Origin of the sequence: Phytopseudomonas dryadis (assembly GCF_004327355.1) — a bacterium.
Taxonomy (GTDB): domain Bacteria; phylum Pseudomonadota; class Gammaproteobacteria; order Pseudomonadales; family Pseudomonadaceae; genus Aquipseudomonas; species Aquipseudomonas dryadis.
In genome coordinates this window covers 60,949-79,455 of sequence record NZ_QJUM01000001.1, presented here as the reverse complement: position 1 = coordinate 79,455, position 18,507 = coordinate 60,949, and the positions used below count along the sequence as shown (strand labels likewise).

At 64.1% G+C, this 18,507-nt stretch carries 16 protein-coding genes; all 16 read left to right on the top strand.

Going from position 1 to position 18,507, the window contains the following annotated elements:
* Window positions 1-17: 17 nt before the first annotated feature.
* Entirely contained in the window at window positions 18-1,142 is a 1,125-nt protein-coding gene (gene mnmA / locus DNK34_RS00355) for a tRNA 2-thiouridine(34) synthase MnmA (protein WP_131176494.1), read from the top strand.
* Window positions 1,139-1,759 (top strand): high frequency lysogenization protein HflD, encoded by a 621-nt coding sequence (hflD, locus tag DNK34_RS00350; RefSeq protein ID WP_131176493.1) that lies wholly within the window; start codon window positions 1,139-1,141, stop codon window positions 1,757-1,759. Before mnmA ends, hflD begins: the two co-directional genes overlap by 4 nt.
* 186 nt (window positions 1,760-1,945) lie before the next feature.
* The gene (purB, locus tag DNK34_RS00345; protein ID WP_131176492.1) at window positions 1,946-3,316 is read left to right on the top strand and encodes an adenylosuccinate lyase; all 1,371 of its coding nucleotides are present in this window, start codon (window positions 1,946-1,948) and stop codon (window positions 3,314-3,316) included.
* Window positions 3,317-3,397: 81 nt separating this feature from the next.
* The gene (locus tag DNK34_RS00340) at window positions 3,398-4,564 is read left to right on the top strand and encodes a ribosomal protein uL16 3-hydroxylase (RefSeq protein ID WP_131176491.1); all 1,167 of its coding nucleotides are present in this window, start codon (window positions 3,398-3,400) and stop codon (window positions 4,562-4,564) included.
* A complete protein-coding gene (locus DNK34_RS00335; protein WP_131176490.1) occupies window positions 4,557-4,982 on the top strand; it encodes a GNAT family N-acetyltransferase in 426 nt (141 codons plus the stop codon). Before DNK34_RS00340 ends, DNK34_RS00335 begins: the two co-directional genes overlap by 8 nt.
* Before the next feature lie 238 nt (window positions 4,983-5,220).
* Entirely contained in the window at window positions 5,221-5,856 is a 636-nt protein-coding gene (locus DNK34_RS00330) for a DUF7931 domain-containing protein (RefSeq protein ID WP_131176489.1), read from the top strand.
* Entirely contained in the window at window positions 5,853-6,662 is an 810-nt protein-coding gene (locus DNK34_RS00325) for a secretin N-terminal domain-containing protein (protein ID WP_131176488.1), read from the top strand. The genes DNK34_RS00330 and DNK34_RS00325 overlap by 4 nt, the downstream gene beginning before the upstream one ends.
* 491 nt (window positions 6,663-7,153) lie before the next feature.
* Entirely contained in the window at window positions 7,154-8,749 is a 1,596-nt protein-coding gene (locus tag DNK34_RS00320) for an isocitrate lyase (RefSeq protein ID WP_131176487.1), read from the top strand.
* Between the two features lie 462 nt (window positions 8,750-9,211).
* Window positions 9,212-9,625 (top strand): NADH-quinone oxidoreductase subunit A, encoded by a 414-nt coding sequence (locus DNK34_RS00315; RefSeq protein ID WP_131176486.1) that lies wholly within the window; start codon window positions 9,212-9,214, stop codon window positions 9,623-9,625.
* Window positions 9,626-9,635: 10 nt separating this feature from the next.
* Window positions 9,636-10,313: an NADH-quinone oxidoreductase subunit B gene (locus DNK34_RS00310; protein WP_131176485.1), complete on the top strand. Its 678-nt coding sequence runs from the start codon at window positions 9,636-9,638 to the stop codon at window positions 10,311-10,313.
* Between the two features lie 62 nt (window positions 10,314-10,375).
* Window positions 10,376-12,157, top strand: a complete 1,782-nt coding sequence (gene nuoC / locus DNK34_RS00305) for an NADH-quinone oxidoreductase subunit C/D (RefSeq protein ID WP_131176484.1) — start codon at window positions 10,376-10,378, stop codon at window positions 12,155-12,157.
* A 1-nt stretch (window position 12,158) separates the two neighbouring features.
* Window positions 12,159-12,671 carry an NADH-quinone oxidoreductase subunit NuoE gene (nuoE, locus tag DNK34_RS00300; RefSeq protein WP_131176483.1) on the top strand — a complete coding sequence of 171 codons (513 nt, stop codon included), beginning with the start codon at window positions 12,159-12,161 and terminating at the stop codon, window positions 12,669-12,671.
* Complete coding sequence (nuoF, locus tag DNK34_RS00295) at window positions 12,668-14,020, top strand: NADH-quinone oxidoreductase subunit NuoF (protein WP_131176482.1); 1,353 nt, start codon at window positions 12,668-12,670, stop codon at window positions 14,018-14,020. Before nuoE ends, nuoF begins: the two co-directional genes overlap by 4 nt.
* A 145-nt stretch (window positions 14,021-14,165) precedes the next feature.
* A complete protein-coding gene (gene nuoG / locus DNK34_RS00290) occupies window positions 14,166-16,910 on the top strand; it encodes an NADH-quinone oxidoreductase subunit NuoG (protein ID WP_131176481.1) in 2,745 nt (914 codons plus the stop codon).
* Window positions 16,907-17,899 (top strand): NADH-quinone oxidoreductase subunit NuoH, encoded by a 993-nt coding sequence (gene nuoH, locus DNK34_RS00285; RefSeq protein ID WP_131176480.1) that lies wholly within the window; start codon window positions 16,907-16,909, stop codon window positions 17,897-17,899. The genes nuoG and nuoH overlap by 4 nt, the downstream gene beginning before the upstream one ends.
* Window positions 17,900-17,911: 12 nt before the next feature.
* Window positions 17,912-18,460: an NADH-quinone oxidoreductase subunit NuoI gene (gene nuoI / locus DNK34_RS00280; RefSeq protein WP_131176479.1), complete on the top strand. Its 549-nt coding sequence runs from the start codon at window positions 17,912-17,914 to the stop codon at window positions 18,458-18,460.
* Window positions 18,461-18,507 lie beyond the last annotated feature (47 nt).

Sequence of the window (18,507 nt, the reverse complement as noted above, 5' to 3'; positions counted from 1 at the left end):
CTGTGCATAGCCATCCCATGCAAGATCCAGCTACCCAGCGCGTTATCGTCGGCATGTCCGGCGGCGTCGACTCATCCGTATCGGCCCTGCTGCTGCTCGAACAGGGCTATCAGGTCGAAGGCCTGTTCATGAAGAACTGGGACGAAGACGACGGCACCGATTACTGCACCGCCATGGACGACCTGGCCGATGCGCAGGCGGTGTGCGACCGCATTGGCATCAAGCTGCATACCGCCAACTTCGCCGCCGAATACTGGGATAACGTGTTCGAGCACTTTCTCGCCGAATACAAGGCCGGTCGCACGCCGAACCCGGACATCCTGTGCAACCGCGAGATCAAGTTCAAGGCCTTCCTCGACTACGCCCTGATGCTCGGTGCCGATCTGATCGCCACCGGCCATTACGTGCGTCGGCGCGATGGTGATGGTCGCACCGAACTGCTCAAGGGCCTGGACCCGAACAAGGATCAGAGCTATTTCCTGCACGCCGTGGGCGGCGAACAGATCGCCAGGACGCTGTTTCCGGTCGGCGAACTGGAAAAGCCCCAGGTGCGCGCGCTCGCCGAGCAATACGACCTGGCCACCGCGAAGAAGAAAGACTCGACCGGCATCTGCTTCATCGGCGAGCGCCGCTTCAGCGATTTTCTCAAGCAGTACCTGCCGGCGCAGCCAGGCGATATCGAAACCACCGGGGGCGAGGTCATCGGCCGCCACCACGGCCTGATGTACCACACCATCGGCCAGCGCCAGGGGCTGGGTATCGGCGGCATGAAGGATGCGAGCGACGAACCCTGGTACGTGCTGCACAAGGATCTCGAGCGCAACGTGCTGGTGGTCGGCCAGGGCAACGACCATCCCTGGCTGTTTTCCCGCGCCCTGCTCGCTTCGGAGATCTACTGGGTCAACCCGATCCAGCTGGATGCGCCGCGCCAACTGACGGCCAAGGTGCGCTACCGGCAGAGCGATCAGGCCTGCACCCTCGAACGCACCGCGGACGGCTATCGCGCTACCTTCGTCGAGCCGCAGCGCGCCGTCACGCCGGGCCAGTCGGTAGTGTTCTACGATGGTGAAATCTGCCTGGGCGGCGGCGTCATCGAAACGGCTGAACCCTGGTACGACAAGGACAACACCCTATGCCTATGACTCCGACACAGGAACAGCTGATCGCCCTGGGCGCGGTTTTCCAGGCAGCGGTACTGGTCGACAAGGTCGCCAAGAGCGGCCAGGCAAGCGAGCCCGAGGTGACCTGCATGCTCGGCAGCCTGTTGATCCGCGACCCGCAGAGCACGCTGGACGTCTACGGTGGCGACGACCTCAACCTGCGCGATGGCTATCGCGCCCTGGTCAGCGCCCTGGAGCGCGACCCGACCACCCTGCAGCGCGAACCGCTGCGCTATGCCCTGGCCCTGCTCGGCCTGGAGCGACAGTTGGCCAAGCGTGACGATCTGCTGCAACTGATGGGCAGCCGCCTCGACCAGATCCAGCAGCAGGTCGAGCATTTCGGCCCGGCGCACGAGAACGTGATCTCCTCCTGTGGTGCCCTGTACCAGGACACCATCAGCACCTTCCGCCAGCGTATTCAGGTACAGGGCGACAGCCGTCACCTGCAGCAGCCCAGCAATGCCTCGAAGATCCGCGCCCTGCTGCTCAGCGGCATTCGCGCCGCGCGCCTGTGGCGGCAACTGGGCGGGCATCGCTGGCAACTGGTGTTCAGCCGGCGCAAGCTGCTCAAGGAGCTGTACCCGATGCTGCGCGGCTAAACAACGAAGAAGGTGTGAATGCTGGACGAAAAAGCTTGTCGTTCAGCCTTCCAGCCTCCAGCGCTTTTAATCGAAGGCCCGTGCTCGAACTGCCTGCAGCTTTTGCTTGAAGCTTGCAGCTTGAGGCTTGCCGCTTCATGTATAATACGCGCCCTTTTCAACGCCGACTGTCCGAGAACGCCTCCCATGCAGCTTTCCTCGCTCACCGCGGTTTCCCCCGTAGATGGCCGCTATGCCGGCAAAACCAGCGCCCTGCGCCCCATTTTCAGCGAATACGGCCTGATCCGCTTCCGCGTGCTGGTCGAGGTTCGCTGGCTGCAGCGCCTTGCCGCCCATGACGGCGTGGCCGAGGTCGCGCCCTTCTCCGCCGAGGCCCAGACCGTGCTCAACGAACTGGCGGACGATTTCGCCGTCGAGCATGCCGAGCGCGTCAAGCACATCGAGCGCACCACCAACCATGACGTCAAGGCCGTGGAATACCTGCTCAAGGAGCAGGCGGCCAAGCTGCCGGAGCTGGACAAGGTCAGCGAGTTCATCCACTTCGCCTGCACCAGCGAGGACATCAACAACCTGTCCCACGCCCTGATGCTGCGTGAAGGGCGCGATGGCGTGCTGCTGCCGCTGATGCGCCAGATCGCCGCGGCCATCCGCGAGCTGGCGGTCAGATTCGCCGACGTGCCGATGCTCTCGCGCACCCATGGCCAGCCGGCCTCGCCGACGACCCTGGGCAAGGAACTGGCCAACGTGGTCTATCGCCTCGAGCGGCAGATCAATCAGGTCGCGGCCGTACCGCTGCTGGGCAAGATCAATGGCGCGGTGGGCAACTACAACGCCCACCTGTCGGCCTACCCGCAGATCGACTGGGAAGCCAACGCCCGCCAGTTCATCGAGAACGACCTGGGCCTGCAGTGGAACCCCTATACCACGCAGATCGAGCCCCACGACTACATCGCCGAACTGTTCGACGCCATCGCCCGCTTCAATACCATCCTCATCGATTTCGATCGGGATATCTGGGGCTATATCTCCCTCGGCTACTTCAAGCAGAAGACCGTCGCCGGCGAAATCGGCTCCTCGACCATGCCGCACAAGGTCAACCCGATCGACTTCGAGAACTCCGAAGGCAACCTCGGTATCGCCAACGCCCTGTTCCAGCACCTGGCCAGCAAGCTGCCGATTTCCCGCTGGCAGCGCGACCTGACCGACTCCACCGTACTGCGCAACCTCGGTGTCGGTTTTGCCCATAGCGTCATCGCCTATGAAGCAAGTCTCAAGGGAATCAGCAAGTTGGAGCTCAATGCTCAACGAATTGCTGATGATCTGGATGCCTGCTGGGAAGTGCTGGCCGAGCCGATTCAGACGGTCATGCGCCGCTATGCCATCGACAACCCCTACGAGAAGCTCAAGGAGCTGACGCGCGGCAAGGGCATCAGCCCGCAAGCCCTGCTGGCATTCATCGACGGCCTCGACATGCCGCAGCCAGCCAAGGAAGAGCTCAAGCAGCTGACCCCGGCCAACTACATCGGTAATGCGGTGGCCCAGGCCAAGCGCATCTGAAGCGCCCCTGGCCGCCACGGACGCCCGGCTGAAGCCGGGCGTTTCTTTTTGCGCGTACCAATCAATATCAAGGACTTATAGATGAATCCTGATGCCCCTCTTCAACTATTGGGTGGCCTGAGCGCACGCGAGTTCCTGCGCGATTACTGGCAGAAGAAGCCCCTGCTGGTGCGTCAGGCCATTCCCGCCTTCGAGAGCCCGATCTCGCCTGACGAACTGGCCGGCCTGGCCCTCGAGGAGGAAGTCGAGTCGCGGCTGGTGCTCGAACACGGCGAAACGCCCTGGGAAGTGCGCCGCGGCCCGTTTGCCGAAGAGACCTTCAGCCAGTTGCCGGAGCGCGACTGGACCCTGCTGGTACAGGCCGTCGATCAGTTCGTTCCCGACGTGGCCGAGCTGATGGAATCGTTCAAGTTCCTGCCCAAGTGGCGGATCGACGATGTGATGGTCAGCTTCGCCACACCAGGCGGTGGCGTCGGCCCGCATTTCGATCACTACGATGTGTTTCTCCTGCAGGGCTACGGCCGGCGCCGCTGGCAGATCGGCCAGATGTGCGACTCCGATAGCCCCCTGCTGCAGGACGTGGATCTGAAGATCCTCGCCCAGTTCGATAAAACCGAAGAATGGGTGCTCGAGCCCGGCGATATGCTCTATCTGCCGCCGCTCCTGGCCCACTGTGGTACCGCCGAGGACGATTGCATGACCTATTCCGTGGGCTTCCGCGCCCCCAGCGCCGCTGAAGTACTGACCCATTTCACCGATTTTCTCGGCCAGTTCCTCCCAGAAGAACAGCGCTACAGCGACGCCGACGCACAGCCGACCAGCGACCCGCACCAGATCCAGCGCGACGCCCTCGATCGCCTCAAGGCGCTGCTCAGCGAGCACATGGGCGACGAGCGCCTGCTGATGACCTGGTTCGGCCAGTTCATGACCGAACCGCGCTACCCGGAACTGATCGCCGGCATCGATATCGATGAAGACGGCTTCCTCGAGACCCTCGAGGAAGGCGCCGTGCTGATCCGCAACCCCAGCGCCCGTCTGGCCTGGTCCGAGGTCGGCGCAGACCTGGTCCTGTTCGCCAGTGGCCAGAGCCGCCTGCTGTCCGCCGACCTGCGCGAACTGCTCAAGCTGATCTGCTCGGCGGACGCCCTGCACTTGGAAAACCTCGGCCCATGGCTGTCCGGCGACGAAGCGCGTAATCTGCTGCTCGAACTGGCCAGACAAGGGAGCCTGGAGTTTGCCGATGAATGAGTTGCACGTACGCATCGCCGACTGGCACAAGGATTACGACGAACTGCGGCGCATCCGCGAAACGGTATTCGTCGCCGAACAGGCAGTGCCGCCCGAGCTGGAATGGGATGCCGAAGACAGCGATGCCGTGCATTTTCTCGCCTGCGAAGGCGATTACCCGATCGGCACCGCGCGCCTGCTCAGCGACGGGCACATCGGCCGCGTGTCGGTGCTCAAGGACTGGCGCGGCCTGAAAGTCGGCGAAGCCCTGTTGCGGGCGGTCATCGCCGAGGCCGAGAAGCGTGGCCTGCGTCAGCAAATGCTCAGCGCCCAGGTGCAGGCGACGCCGTTCTATGAAAAGCTGGGCTTTACTGTGATCAGTGACGAGTACCTGGAGGCCGGGATCCCCCATGTCGACATGGTACGCAGCAGCCGCTAGTGTCGCGACACCGGTCAAATGTCGGTCGCACGGTATCTACACGGGATTCAGCAAATAAGCGGCAGCATGGCCACATTCGTGTAGGCGCCGCGAGCTCGCGGCGAATCGTTTTGCAGCATGGCCGCCATCGCATTGCGCCGGGGGCGACGCTCCTACAGGCGATCCTGATTCCGGGACCAAACAACTAGTAGGGGCTGTTGACGCTTCAGCACGACCGCGCAGGCGGTCGGAGGTCGGCATGAACGAAGAAGACAGCGCAGATATTCCCCTCGACGACGAGCACGCGCTCGCCGCCATCGACTTCCAGTCCCCTGGACGCTTCACCCTGCACAATCCGCCCGATCAGCGCCCGCAACCGGCGGCCTGGGAACCGGCGCCATTCGTCCTCGGCGCGGAGCAGGCCTTGCAGCGCTTCAGCCTCGCCGAACAGGCCCGCGCCCATGCGCTCGCCCTGCTCCAGCAGGCCCGCCGCAGCCTGTGCCTGTACAGTCCCGACCTGGAACCCTGGCTCTATCACCACAGCAGTGTGCAGCAGGCCTGCAGCCGCTTTCTGCTGGGCAGCCCGAACAATCGCCTGCGCATCCTGGTCAAGGATGCCAGGCGCGCGGTCAGGGAAGGCCACCGCCTGGTGACGCTGTCGCGGCGCCTGTCGAGCAACCTGCAGATCCGCCGCTGCCACCCGGACTACCCGGACGTCGACGGCGCCTTTCTGCTGGCCGACGAACAGGGCCTGCTGCTGCGCCCGGAACCGGCCCAGTTCGCCGGTTACGCCAAGTACAGCGATCCGGCCCGGGTACGCCAGCTGCGGCGGCAGTTCGACCAGGCCTGGGACACCAGTATCACCGACCCTGATTTGCGGAGCTTTCTGCTATGAAATCGCGCGTCCTGCTTAGCGCCACCCTGCTCGCCTTCAGCCTTTCGGCGAACGCCGCGACCGAGGTGATTGCGCTCAACTACCGGATGGCTGCCGACGTGCTGCCGATCGTGCAGTCGGTGCTCGGCAGCGAAGGGCGTGTCAGCCCTTACGGCAATCAGCTGATCGTCAATGCTCCGGCGGCCAAGATCGAGGAGGTACGCGCCCTGCTCCAGCAGCTGGACACCCAGCCCAAACGCCTGCTGATCAGCGTCGACAGCAGCGAGGCCAGTTACCGTAGCGATCGCGGCTATGGGGTCGACGGCAGCATCAGCGCGGGCAGCGGACGCGTGGAGATCGGTCGCGGCGAAACAGACGGCCGCGATCAGGCACGCATCATCCGCCGCAGCACCGATAGCCGTGGCGGCGGCACCCAGCAGGTGCAGGCCAGCGAAGGCTCCCCGGCACTGATCCAGGTCGGTCAGAGCGTGCCGATCACCAGCAGCAGCCGTGGCCCCTATGGCCAGGTCTACAACAACACCGAATACCGCGACGTCACCCGCGGTTTCTACGTCACCGCCAGCCTCAGCGGCGATATCGTGCATATCGACATCAGCAGCAACCGCGACCGCCTCAGCCAGACGCAACCCGGCGTGATCGACATCCAGGGCGCCGACACCCGGGTCAGCGGTCGCGTCGGCGAATGGATCAGCATCGGCGGCAGCGTCGAGGAAAGTCAGGCCGATCAGCGCGGCATTGCCCGGCGCTATTCGACCCAGGGCCGCGACGACATGACCTTGCGCGTGAAGGTCGACGTGATCGACTGAAAGGCCCGCGCAGAGTGACCGCACGGTCACTCTACTACTTATGTAGTAGCCTCGAAAAAACACTACAAAAACGGTTGACGAACATTTTCGCCAGTCGCATGATGGCCTCGCTCCCGCTAATCAGGGGCCCTGAGAACGGGGTCTCCGGATCGCTCCCTCGCCACCCGTAAGGAGCGCTCCGTGTTGTTAAGCCCACAAGGCAGCTCGACGAGATTGCGACTGGAACGAAGTTGTCCTGAGGGACGGGGAAGCGTTTCACGTATCGGCCAGCGCAGTGCAATCGACGGCATCCACGAGCCGGCAAGCACTCGGTGACTCGCCCAAGGCGAGCCCTGTTGAGCCAGATGCGAATCGTCCACCCACCCTGCTCGCAACCTCCTTCCGGTCTCGATTCCGCCGCTCTGCGGTGAGCCCCGCACCCTGCCCGCGCCGCGCGGGTTTTGCGTGGGAACGTTCGGTGCTCGACCCAACACATACTTGAAGGATTGACCATGTCAGCTTATCAAAACGACATCAAAGCCGTTGCCGCCCTGAAAGAAGCAGCAGGTAACAGCTGGAGCGCCATCAACCCGGAATCCGTTGCCCGCATGCGCGCCCAGAACCGCTTCAAGACCGGTCTGGACATCGCCAGGTACACGGCCGCCATCATGCGCAAGGACATGGCCGAGTACGATGCCGACGCTTCCGTCTACACCCAGTCGCTGGGCTGCTGGCACGGCTTCATCGGGCAGCAGAAGCTGATCTCGATCAAGAAGCACCTGAAGACCACCAACAAGCGCTACCTCTACCTGTCCGGCTGGATGGTCGCGGCGCTGCGTTCCGACTTCGGCCCGCTGCCGGATCAGTCGATGCACGAGAAGACCGCTGTCTCCGGGCTGATCGAAGAGCTCTACACCTTCCTGCGCCAGGCCGATGCCCGTGAGCTGGATCTGCTGTTCACCGCCCTGGACGCCGCCCGTGACGCCGGCGACAAGGCCAGGCAGGACGAGATCCAGGCCCAGATCGACGGCTACGAAACCCACGTGGTGCCGATCATCGCCGACATCGACGCCGGTTTCGGCAACCCGGAAGCCACCTACCTGCTGGCCAAGAAGATGATCGAAGCCGGGGCCTGCTGCATCCAGATCGAGAACCAAGTCTCCGACGAGAAGCAGTGCGGCCACCAGGACGGCAAGGTGACCGTGCCCCATGAAGACTTCCTAGCCAAGATCAATGCGGTTCGCTACGCCTTCCTCGAACTGGGCGTGGACGACGGCGTGATCGTCGCCCGCACCGACTCCCTGGGCGCCGGCCTGACCAAGCAGATCGCCGTGACCAAGCAGCCGGGCGACCTGGGCGACCAGTACAACGCCTTCCTCGATTGCGAAGAGGTCTCGGCGGCCGAGCTGAACAACGGTGACGTGGTGCTCAACCGGGGCGGCAAGCTGCTGCGTCCCAAGCGCCTGCCGTCCAACCTGTTCCAGTTCCGCAAGGGCACCGGCGAAGACCGTTGCGTACTGGACTGCATCACCTCGCTGCAGAACGGCGCCGACCTGCTGTGGATCGAAACCGAGAAGCCGCACGTCGGCCAGATCAAGGCCATGGTCGACCGCATCCGCGAGGTCATCCCCAACGCCAAGCTGGTCTACAACAACAGCCCGTCCTTCAACTGGACGCTGAACTTCCGCCAGCAGGTGTTCGACGCCTTCGTCGCCGAGGGCAAGGACGTCTCCACCTACGACCGCGCCAAGCTGATGAGCGTGGACTACGACGAGACCGAGCTGGCCCAGATCGCCGACGAGAAGATCCGCACCTTCCAGCGCGACGGCTCGGCCCATGCCGGCATCTTCCACCACCTGATCACCCTGCCGACCTACCACACCGCGGCGCTGTCCACCGACAACCTGGCCAAGGGCTACTTCGCCGACCAGGGCATGCTGGCCTACGTCAAGGGCGTGCAACGCCAGGAGCTGCGCCAGGGGATCGCCTGCGTCAAGCACCAGAACATGGCCGGCTCCGATATCGGCGACAACCACAAGGAGTACTTCGCCGGCGAGGCCGCGCTCAAGGCCAGCGGCAAGGACAACACCATGAACCAGTTCCACTGATCCAGCCCGTGCCGGCCTGAACCGGCGGCTCGGCATCACCCCGAAGCCCTGGCAGCGATGCCGGGGCTTTTTCATGAGTGCGCAGAAATTGGAATAACTGGCAATAGTCACTTAGTCTGAAAGTGCGCCAAACATAGATAACTAAGCGACAACTAAAATCACTAAAACAAAAGATTCTCAAATGAGAATTATTCACAAAGAAGCGCATCAAGTTATGCACTACATGGATGCCAGGCACCTTTATAGGGCGTCACCTGCAAAATATAAACATTTGATATAAAAGGATTTTTCAGATAACAAATGCATTTTTTCTATCGGCTCAAGTTATTTTTTTGCTCTGAAAAATTTACTTACACCCGATACAGGCATAACATTGTTGAAATAGATTGCGAGGCGATCTGCAGGCCTCGCCATAACTTTCAAACACGAGTGAACGCCGTTCCTTGAACAAGGAGTTCCGGCATGTCGGAAGCAAGCAGTATCCTGTCCCACAACTGGGCGTTGGCCGTTTTCCTGCTCGGGGTCGTTGGCCTCTGTGCCTTCATGCTCGGCCTGTCCAGCCTGCTGGGTAGCAAGGCGTGGGGCCGCAGCAAGAACGAGCCCTTCGAATCAGGCATGCTTCCCACCGGCAGCGCGCGTCTGCGCCTATCGGCAAAATTCTATCTGGTCGCGATGCTCTTCGTGATCTTCGACGTCGAAGCCCTCTTTCTCTTCGCCTGGGCCGTCTCCGTTCGCGAAAGCGGCTGGGCCGGCTTCATCGAAGCTACCGTTTTCATAACCATTCTGTTGGCAGGTCTTGTCTACCTTTGGCGTATCGGTGCGCTCGATTGGGCGCCCGAAGGCCGCAAGGCTCGGCAGGCGAAGCTGAAACAATGAGGCTTTGGCGATGCAATACAAACTTACTCGGATCGATCCGGATGCTCCCAACGAGCAATACCCGATCGGCAGGCGGGAGGTCGTCGCCGACCCGCTGCTGGACGATCAGGTGCACAAGAACATCTACATGGGCAAGCTCGAGGATGTGCTCAACGGTGCCGTGAACTGGGGCCGCAAGAACTCCCTGTGGCCGTACAACTTCGGCCTTTCCTGCTGCTACGTGGAGATGACCACCGCCTTCACCGCGCCCCACGACATCGCCCGCTTCGGCGCCGAAGTGATCCGCGCATCGCCGCGCCAGGCCGATTTCATGGTCATCGCCGGCACCTGCTTCATCAAGATGGCGCCCGTCATCCAGCGCCTCTATGAGCAGATGCTCGAACCCAAATGGGTCATCTCCATGGGTTCGTGCGCCAATTCCGGCGGTATGTACGATATCTACTCGGTCGTTCAGGGGGTCGACAAGTTCCTCCCGGTCGACGTCTACATACCCGGCTGCCCGCCCCGTCCCGAAGCGTTTCTGCAAGGGCTGATGCTGCTGCAGGAATCCATCGGTCAGGAGCGCCGCCCGCTGTCCTGGGTGGTTGGCGATCAAGGCGTGTACCGCGCCGAGATGCCGTCCCAGAAGGAACAGCGTCGCGAGCAGCGCATCGCTGTTACCAACCTGCGCAGCCCCGACGAAGTCTGAGCCCGCTTTCCCCGAGGAAAGCCCGGATTCATTCTCTACGTTGACCGATAGCGACCGAGACCATGACTGCAGACACCGTTCTGTCCATTGCGCCGTACCAGGCTGACGACCAAGACGTCGTCGTTGAACTCCATACCCGTTTTGGCGCCGACAGCTTCACGGCCCAGGCCACCCGCACCGGCATGCCGGTGCTCTGGGTCGCCCGCGACAAGCTGGTCGAGGTGCTGCGCTTCCTGCGTCAGCTGCCGCGCCCCTACGTCATGCTCTACGACCTGCACGGCGTCGACGAGCGCCTGCGCACCCAGCGCCGCGGCCTGCCCGATGCCGACTTCACGGTGTTCTACCACCTGTTGTCGATCGAGCGTAACAGCGACGTGATGATCAAGGTGGCGCTGCACGAGCGCGACCTCAACCTGCCGTCCGTCACCGCCATCTGGCCGAATGCCAACTGGTACGAGCGCGAAGTCTGGGACATGTACGGCATCCACTTCAGCGGTCACCCGCACCTGACCCGGATCATGATGCCGCCGACCTGGGAAGGACACCCGCTGCGCAAGGACTACCCGGCGCGCGCTACCGAGTTCGATCCGTTCAGCCTGACCCTGGCCAAGCAGCAGCTCGAGGAAGAAGCCGCGCGCTTCAACCCCGAGGACTGGGGCATGAAGCGCCAGAGCGAGAACGAGGACTACATGTTCCTCAACCTCGGGCCCAACCACCCGTCCGCCCACGGCGCCTTCCGTATCATCCTGCAGCTCGATGGCGAGGAGATCGTCGACTGCGTGCCGGAGGTCGGCTACCACCACCGGGGCGCCGAGAAGATGGCCGAGCGCCAGTCCTGGCACAGCTTCATCCCCTACACCGACCGTATCGACTACCTCGGCGGGGTGATGAACAACCTGCCCTACGTGCTCGCGGTGGAGAAGCTGGCCGGCATCAAGGTGCCGCAGCGGGTCGACGTCATCCGCATCATGCTGGCCGAGTTCTTCCGCATCACCAGCCACCTGCTGTTCCTCGGCACCTACATCCAGGACGTCGGCGCCATGACCCCGGTGTTCTTCACCTTCACCGACCGCCAGCGCGCCTACAAGGTGATCGAGGCCATCACCGGCTTCCGCCTGCACCCGGCCTGGTACCGCATCGGCGGCGTCGCCCACGACCTACCGCGCGGCTGGGACGGCCTGGTCAGGGAGTTCGTCGAGTGGCTGCCCAAGCGTCTCGACGAATACGAGAAGGCGGCGCTGAAGAACAGCATCCTCAAGGGCCGCACCATCGGCGTGGCGCAGTACAACACCAAGGAAGCCCTGGAATGGGGCGTCACCGGCGCCGGCCTGCGCTCCACCGGCCTCGACTTCGACCTGCGCAAGGCGCGCCCCTACTCCGGCTACGAGCACTTCGACTTCGAGGTACCGCTGGCGGTCAACGGCGATGCCTATGACCGCTGCATCGTCCGCGTCGAGGAAATGCGCCAGAGCGTGCGCATCATCGAGCAGTGCCTGAAGAACATGCCCGAAGGGCCGTACAAGGCCGATCACCCGCTGACCACGCCGCCGCCCAAAGAGCGCACGCTGCAGCACATCGAGACCCTGATCACCCACTTCCTGCAGGTTTCCTGGGGCCCGGTCATGCCGGCCAACGAAGCCTTCCAGATGATCGAGGCGACCAAGGGCATCAACAGTTACTACCTGACCAGCGACGGCAGCACCATGAGCTACCGCACGCGCATCCGTACGCCGAGCTTCCCGCACCTGCAGCAGATCCCCTCGGTGATCCGCGGCAGCATGGTCGCCGACCTCATCGCGTACCTGGGCAGTATCGACTTCGTTATGGCCGACGTGGACCGCTGACATGAGCCAAGCAACCGTTGCAGACCACCTGATCCAGACTGACCGTTTCGCCCTCAGCGACGCCGAGCGCTCGGCCATCGAGCACGAGATGCACCACTACGAGGACCCGCGCGCGGCCTCCATCGAAGCCCTGAAGATCGTGCAGAAGGCCCGCGGCTGGGTGCCGGACGGCGCCGCCGACGCCATCGGCGCGATCCTCGGCATCCCGGCCAGCGACGTCGAGGGCGTGGCCACCTTCTATAGTCAGATATTCCGCCAGCCGGTCGGCCGCCACATCATCCGCGTGTGCGACAGCATGACCTGCTTCGTCGGCGGCCATGAAAACGTGCTGGAAAGCATCAAGGGCGAACTCGGCATCGTCCCCGGCCAGACCACCGCCGACGGCCGCTTCACCCTGCTGCCGGTGTGCTGCCTGGGCAACTGCGACAAGGCCCCGGCGCTGATGATCGACGACGAAACCTTCGGCGACGTGCGTCCCGACGGCGTCGCCCAACTGCTGGAGAGTTTCCGATGACCAGCCGCAGCTCGAACATCCTGACCTCCTTCGGCCCGGCCAACCGCATCGCCCGCAGCGAAGAGACTCACCCGCTGACCTGGCGCCTGCGCGACGATGCGCAACCGCTCTGGCTGGAGGAATACCAGCAGAAGAACGGCTACGCCGCCGCGCGCAAGGCCCTGGCCGACATGGCCCAGGCCGATATCGTGCAGACGGTCAAGGACTCCGGGCTCAAGGGCCGCGGCGGCGCGGGCTTCCCCACCGGGGTCAAGTGGGGCCTGATGCCCAACGACGATTCGATGAACATCCGTTACCTGCTGTGCAACGCCGACGAGATGGAGCCCAACACCTGGAAGGACCGCATGCTGATGGAGCAGCTGCCGCACCTGCTGATCGAAGGCATGCTGATCAGCGCCCGGGCCCTGAAGGCCTACCGCGGCTACATCTTCCTGCGTGGTGAATACGTCGATGCCGCCGCCAACCTCAACCGCGCCATCGATGAAGCCAAGGCCGCCGGCCTGCTCGGCAAGAACATCCTCGGCAGCGGCTTCGACTTCGAACTGTTCGTGCACACCGGCGCCGGCCGCTATATCTGCGGCGAGGAGACCGCGCTGATCAACTCCCTGGAAGGGCGCCGCGCCAACCCGCGCGCCAAGCCGCCCTTCCCCGCCGCCGTGGGCGTGTGGGGCAAGCCGACCTGCGTCAACAACGTCGAGACCCTGTGCAACGTCCCGGCCATCGTCGCCAACGGCGTCGACTGGTACAAATCCCTGGCCCGCGAAGGCAGCGAAGACCACGGCACCAAGCTGATGGGCTTCTCCGGCAAGGTGAACAACCCCGGCATCTGGGAACTGCCATTCGGCATCAGCGCCCGCGAGCTGTTCGAAGACTACGCCGGCGGCATGCGCGACGGTTACCGCCTCAAGGCCTGGCAGCCGGGCGGCGCCGGCACTGGCTTTCTGCTGCCGGAACACCTGGACGCGAAGATGTACGCCGCCGGTATCGGCAAGGTCGGCACCCGCATGGGCACCGGCCTGGCCCTGGCCATCGACGACAGCGTCAACATGGTCGCGCTGCTGCGCAATATGGAAGAGTTCTTCGCCCGCGAGTCCTGCGGCTGGTGCACGCCGTGCCGCGACGGCCTGCCGTGGAGCGTGAAGATCCTCCGCGCGCTGGAGCGGGGGCAAGGTACCCGCGAAGACATCGACACCCTGCTCGGCCTGGTCAACTTCCTCGGCCCCGGCAAGACCTTCTGCGCCCATGCGCCGGGCGCCGTGGAGCCGCTGGGCAGCGCGATCAAGTATTTCCGTTCGGAGTTCGAGGCGGGCGTGGCCCAGACGGCCGCTTCCAGCGCAGTACCGGCATGAAGAATTGAAAGACGCTGGAGGCTGAAGGCTTGAGGCTGGACGAGGACCGAGTCGCTTTTTCGTCCAGCCTTCAGCCTCTAGCCTCCAGCCCTAGAAAAGAATCCTATTAGCCAGGCCCGCCTCGGCGGGTAAGAAGATATTAGAAATGGCCACTATCCACGTAGACGGCAAAGATCTCGAAGTCGATGGCGCGGACAACCTGCTGCAGGCCTGTCTGTCCCTCGGGCTCGATATCCCCTACTTCTGCTGGCACCCGGCGCTGGGCAGCGTCGGCGCCTGCCGCCAGTGCGCGGTGAAGCAGTACACCGACGAGAACGACACGCGCGGACGCCTGGTCATGTCCTGCATGACGCCGGCCACCGATAACACCTGGATTTCCATCGATGACGAGGAAGCCAAGGCCTTCCGCGCCAGCGTGGTCGAATGGCTGATGACCAACCACCCGCACGACTGCCCGGTGTGCGAGGAAGGCGGCCACTGCCACCTGCAGGACATGACGGTGATGACCGGCCACAACGCGCGCCGCTATCGCTTCAGCAAACGCACGCACCAGAACCAGGAACTGGGCCCCTTCATCGCCCACGAGATGAACCGCTGCATCGCCTGCTACCGCTGCGTGCGCTACTACAAGGACTACGCCGGCGGTACCGACCTGGGCGTCTACGGCGCCCATGACAACGTGTATTTCGGCCGCGTCGAGGACGGAACCCTGGAGAGCGAGTTCTCCGGCAACCTGGTCGAGGTCTGCCCGACCGGCGTGTTCACCGACAAGACCCACTCCGAACGCTACAACCGCAAGTGGGACATGCAGTTCGCCCCGAGTATCTGCCATGGCTGCTCCAGCGGCTGCAACATCAGCCCCGGCGAGCGCTACGGCGAGATCCGCCGCATCGAGAACCGCTTCAACGGCTCGGTGAACCAGTATTTCCTCTGCGACCGCGGTCGCTTCGGCTACGGCTACGTCAACCGTGAAGACCGTCCGCGTCAGCCGCTGATGGTGCTCAGCAAGATGAAGATGGGCCTGGACTCGGCGCTGGATCAGGCCGCCGCGCTGCTGAAGAAGCGCAAGGTGATCGGCATCGGCTCGCCGCGAGCCAGCCTGGAGAGCAACTTCGCCCTGCGCGAGCTGGTCGGCGAAGACAACTTCTACTCCGGCATCGCGGCCGCCGAGCAGGCCAATATCCGCCTGATCCGCGACATTCTGCAGGACGGCCCGCTGCCGGTGCCGACCCTGCGCGATATCGAAAGCCATGACGCGGTGTTCGTCCTCGGCGAAGACCTGACCCAGACCGCCGCCCGCCTCGCCCTGGCCCTGCGCCAGTCGGTCAAGGGCAAGGCCACCGAGATCGCCGCCGGCGCCAAGATCCAGGACTGGCACATGGCGGCGGTACAGAACGTCGCCCAGCACGCCCTCAACCCGCTGTTCATCGCCAGCGTCACCGCCACCCGCCTGGACGACATCGCCGAGCAGTGCGTGCACGCCGCCCCGGACGACCTGGCCCGCATCGGTTTCGCCGTGGCCCACGCCATCGACCCGAGCGCCCCGGCGGTCAGCGACCTGGAAAACGAAGCCGCCGAACTGGTGCAGCGCATTGCCGAGGCCCTGCTAGCCGCCAAGCGTCCGCTGATCGTCTCCGGCGCTTCCCTGGGCAACCGCGCGCTGATCGAAGCCGCGGCGAATATCGCCAGCGCCCTGAACAATCGCCAGAAGAACGCCTCCATCAGCCTGGTGGTACCGGAAGCCAACAGCATGGGCCTGGCCCTGCTGATGAGCGAGCGGTTCGCCGGCAACAGCCTCGACGACGCCCTCGAAGCGCTGACCTCGGGCCAGGCCGACGCCCTGGTGGTACTGGAGAACGATCTCTACCGCCGCGCCGATGCCGCCCGTGTGGACGCCGCCCTGGCAGCCGCCAGGGTGGTGATCGTCGCCGATCATCAGAGCACGGCCACCACGGCCAGGGCGCACCTGCTGCTGCCGGCAGCCAGCTTCGCCGAAGGCGACGGCACCCTGGTCAGCCAGGAAGGCCGCGCCCAGCGTTTCTTCCAGGTCTACGACCCCGCCTATTACGACGCCAAGGTGCTGGTACGCGAGGGCTGGCGCTGGCTGCACGCGCTGCACAGCACGCTGCAGGGGCGCCCCGTCGACTGGACGCAACTGGATCAGGTCACCGCCGCCTGCGCCGCCAGCGGTGCGCAGCTGGCCGGCATCCGCGATGCCGCGCCAAGCGCCTCGTTCCGCATCCGGGGCCTCAAGCTGGCCCGCGAGCCGCACCGCTACAGCGGCCGCACCGCCATGCGCGCCAATATCAGCGTGCACGAGCCGCGCGCTTCCCAGGATATCGACAGCGCCTTCGCCTTCTCCATGGAAGGCTATTCCGGCAGTCAGGAAGCCCGCCAGCAGATTCCCTTCGCCTGGTCGCCGGGCTGGAACTCGCCCCAGGCCTGGAACAAGTTCCAGGACGAAGTCGGCGGTCACCTGCGCGCCGGCGATCCGGGCGTGCGCCTGATCGAGAGCCGCGGCCAGAGCCTGGCCTGGTTCGCCGTGGCCGCGCCGTTCAACCCGGCCCTGGACACCTGGCAGGCGGTGCCGCTGCATCACCTGTTCGGCAGCGATGAGATGGCTTCGCGCGCCGCACCGATCGCCGAGCGCATGCCGGCGCCCTATGCCGCCCTGGCCAAGGCCGAAGCCGAGCGCCTGGGGGTCAATGACGGCGCCCTGCTGCAACTGACCGTCAATGGTCAGGCTCTGCGCCTGCCGCTGCGCGTGATCGACGAGCTGGCTATCGGCCTGATCGGTCTGCCAGCCGGCTTGCCGGGCATTCCGCCAGCGCTCGCCGGCGCAGCCGTCACCGCGCTTTCGATTGCCAACAGCAGGGAGGACGCGCAATGAGTTGGCTGACTCCCCAGTTGCTCGACATCATCCAGGAAGTGCTCAAGGCCATCGTCATCCTCCTTGCGGTGGTGGTCACCGGCGCCCTGCTCAGCTTCGTCGAGCGGCGTCTGCTCGGCTGGTGGCAGGATCGCTACGGCCCCAACCGGGTCGGCCCGTTCGGCATGTTCCAGATCGCCGCGGACATGATCAAGATGTTCTTCAAGGAAGACTGGACGCCGCCCTTCGCCGACAAGGCGATCTTCACCCTGGCGCCGATCATCGCCATGGGCGCCATGCTGGTGGCCTTCGCCATCATTCCCATCACCCCCAACTGGGGCGTGGCGGATCTGAACATCGGCATCCTGTTCTTCTTCGCCATGGCCGGCCTGTCGGTGTATGCGGTGCTGTTCGCCGGCTGGTCGAGCAACAACAAGTTCGCCCTGCTCGGCGCCCTGCGCGCCTCCGCGCAGACGGTGTCCTACGAAGTGTTCCTGGCCCTGGCGCTGATGGGCATCGTCGCCCAGGTCGGCTCGTTCAACATGCGCGCCATCGTCGATTACCAGGCCGAGCACCTGTGGTTCATCATTCCGCAGTTCTTCGGCTTCTGTACCTTCTTCATCGCCGGCGTCGCCGTGACCCACCGCCACCCCTTCGACCAGCCGGAAGCGGAGCAGGAGCTGGCCGACGGTTACCACATCGAATACGCCGGCATGAAATGGGGCATGTTCTTCGTCGGCGAGTACATCGGCATCGTCACCATTTCCGCGCTGCTGGTGACCCTGTTCTTCGGCGGCTGGCACGGCCCGTTCGGCATCCTGCCGCAGATCCCGTTCATCTGGTTCGCGCTCAAGACCTGCTTCTTCATCATGATCTTCATCCTGTTGCGCGCCTCCATCCCGCGCCCACGGTATGACCAGGTCATGGCGTTCAGCTGGAAGTTCTGCCTGCCGCTGACCCTGATCAACCTGCTGGTGACCGGCGCATTCGTGCTGGCCGCGGCCCAGTAAGGAGAGACGACAATGTTCAAGTACATCTGGGGCATCCTGGTTGGCACCGCCACTCAGTTACGCAGCCTGGCGATGGTGTTCAGTCATGGCTTCCGCAAACGCGACACCCTGCAATACCCGGAAGAGCCGGTATACCTGCCGCCGCGCTACCGCGGGCGCATCGTGCTGACCCGCGACCCCGACGGCGAGGAACGCTGCGTGGCCTGCAACCTGTGCGCGGTGGCCTGCCCGGTGGGCTGCATCTCGCTGCAGAAGGCCGAGACCGAGGACGGGCGCTGGTACCCGGACTTCTTCCGCATCAACTTCTCGCGCTGCATCTTCTGCGGCCTGTGCGAGGAAGCCTGCCCGACCACCGCGATCCAGCTCACCCCGGATTTCGAGATGGGCGAGTTCAAGCGCCAGGATCTGGTCTACGAGAAGGAAGATCTGCTGATCTCCGGCCCGGGCAAGAACCCGGACTACAACTTCTACCGCGTGGCCGGCATGGCCATCGCCGGCAAGCCGAAGGGCGCCGCGCAGAACGAAGCCGAGCCGATCAACGTCAAGGGGCTGCTGCCATGAAGTCTCTCGATAAAAAGCGCTGGAGGCTGGAAAGCTGGACGAGCAGC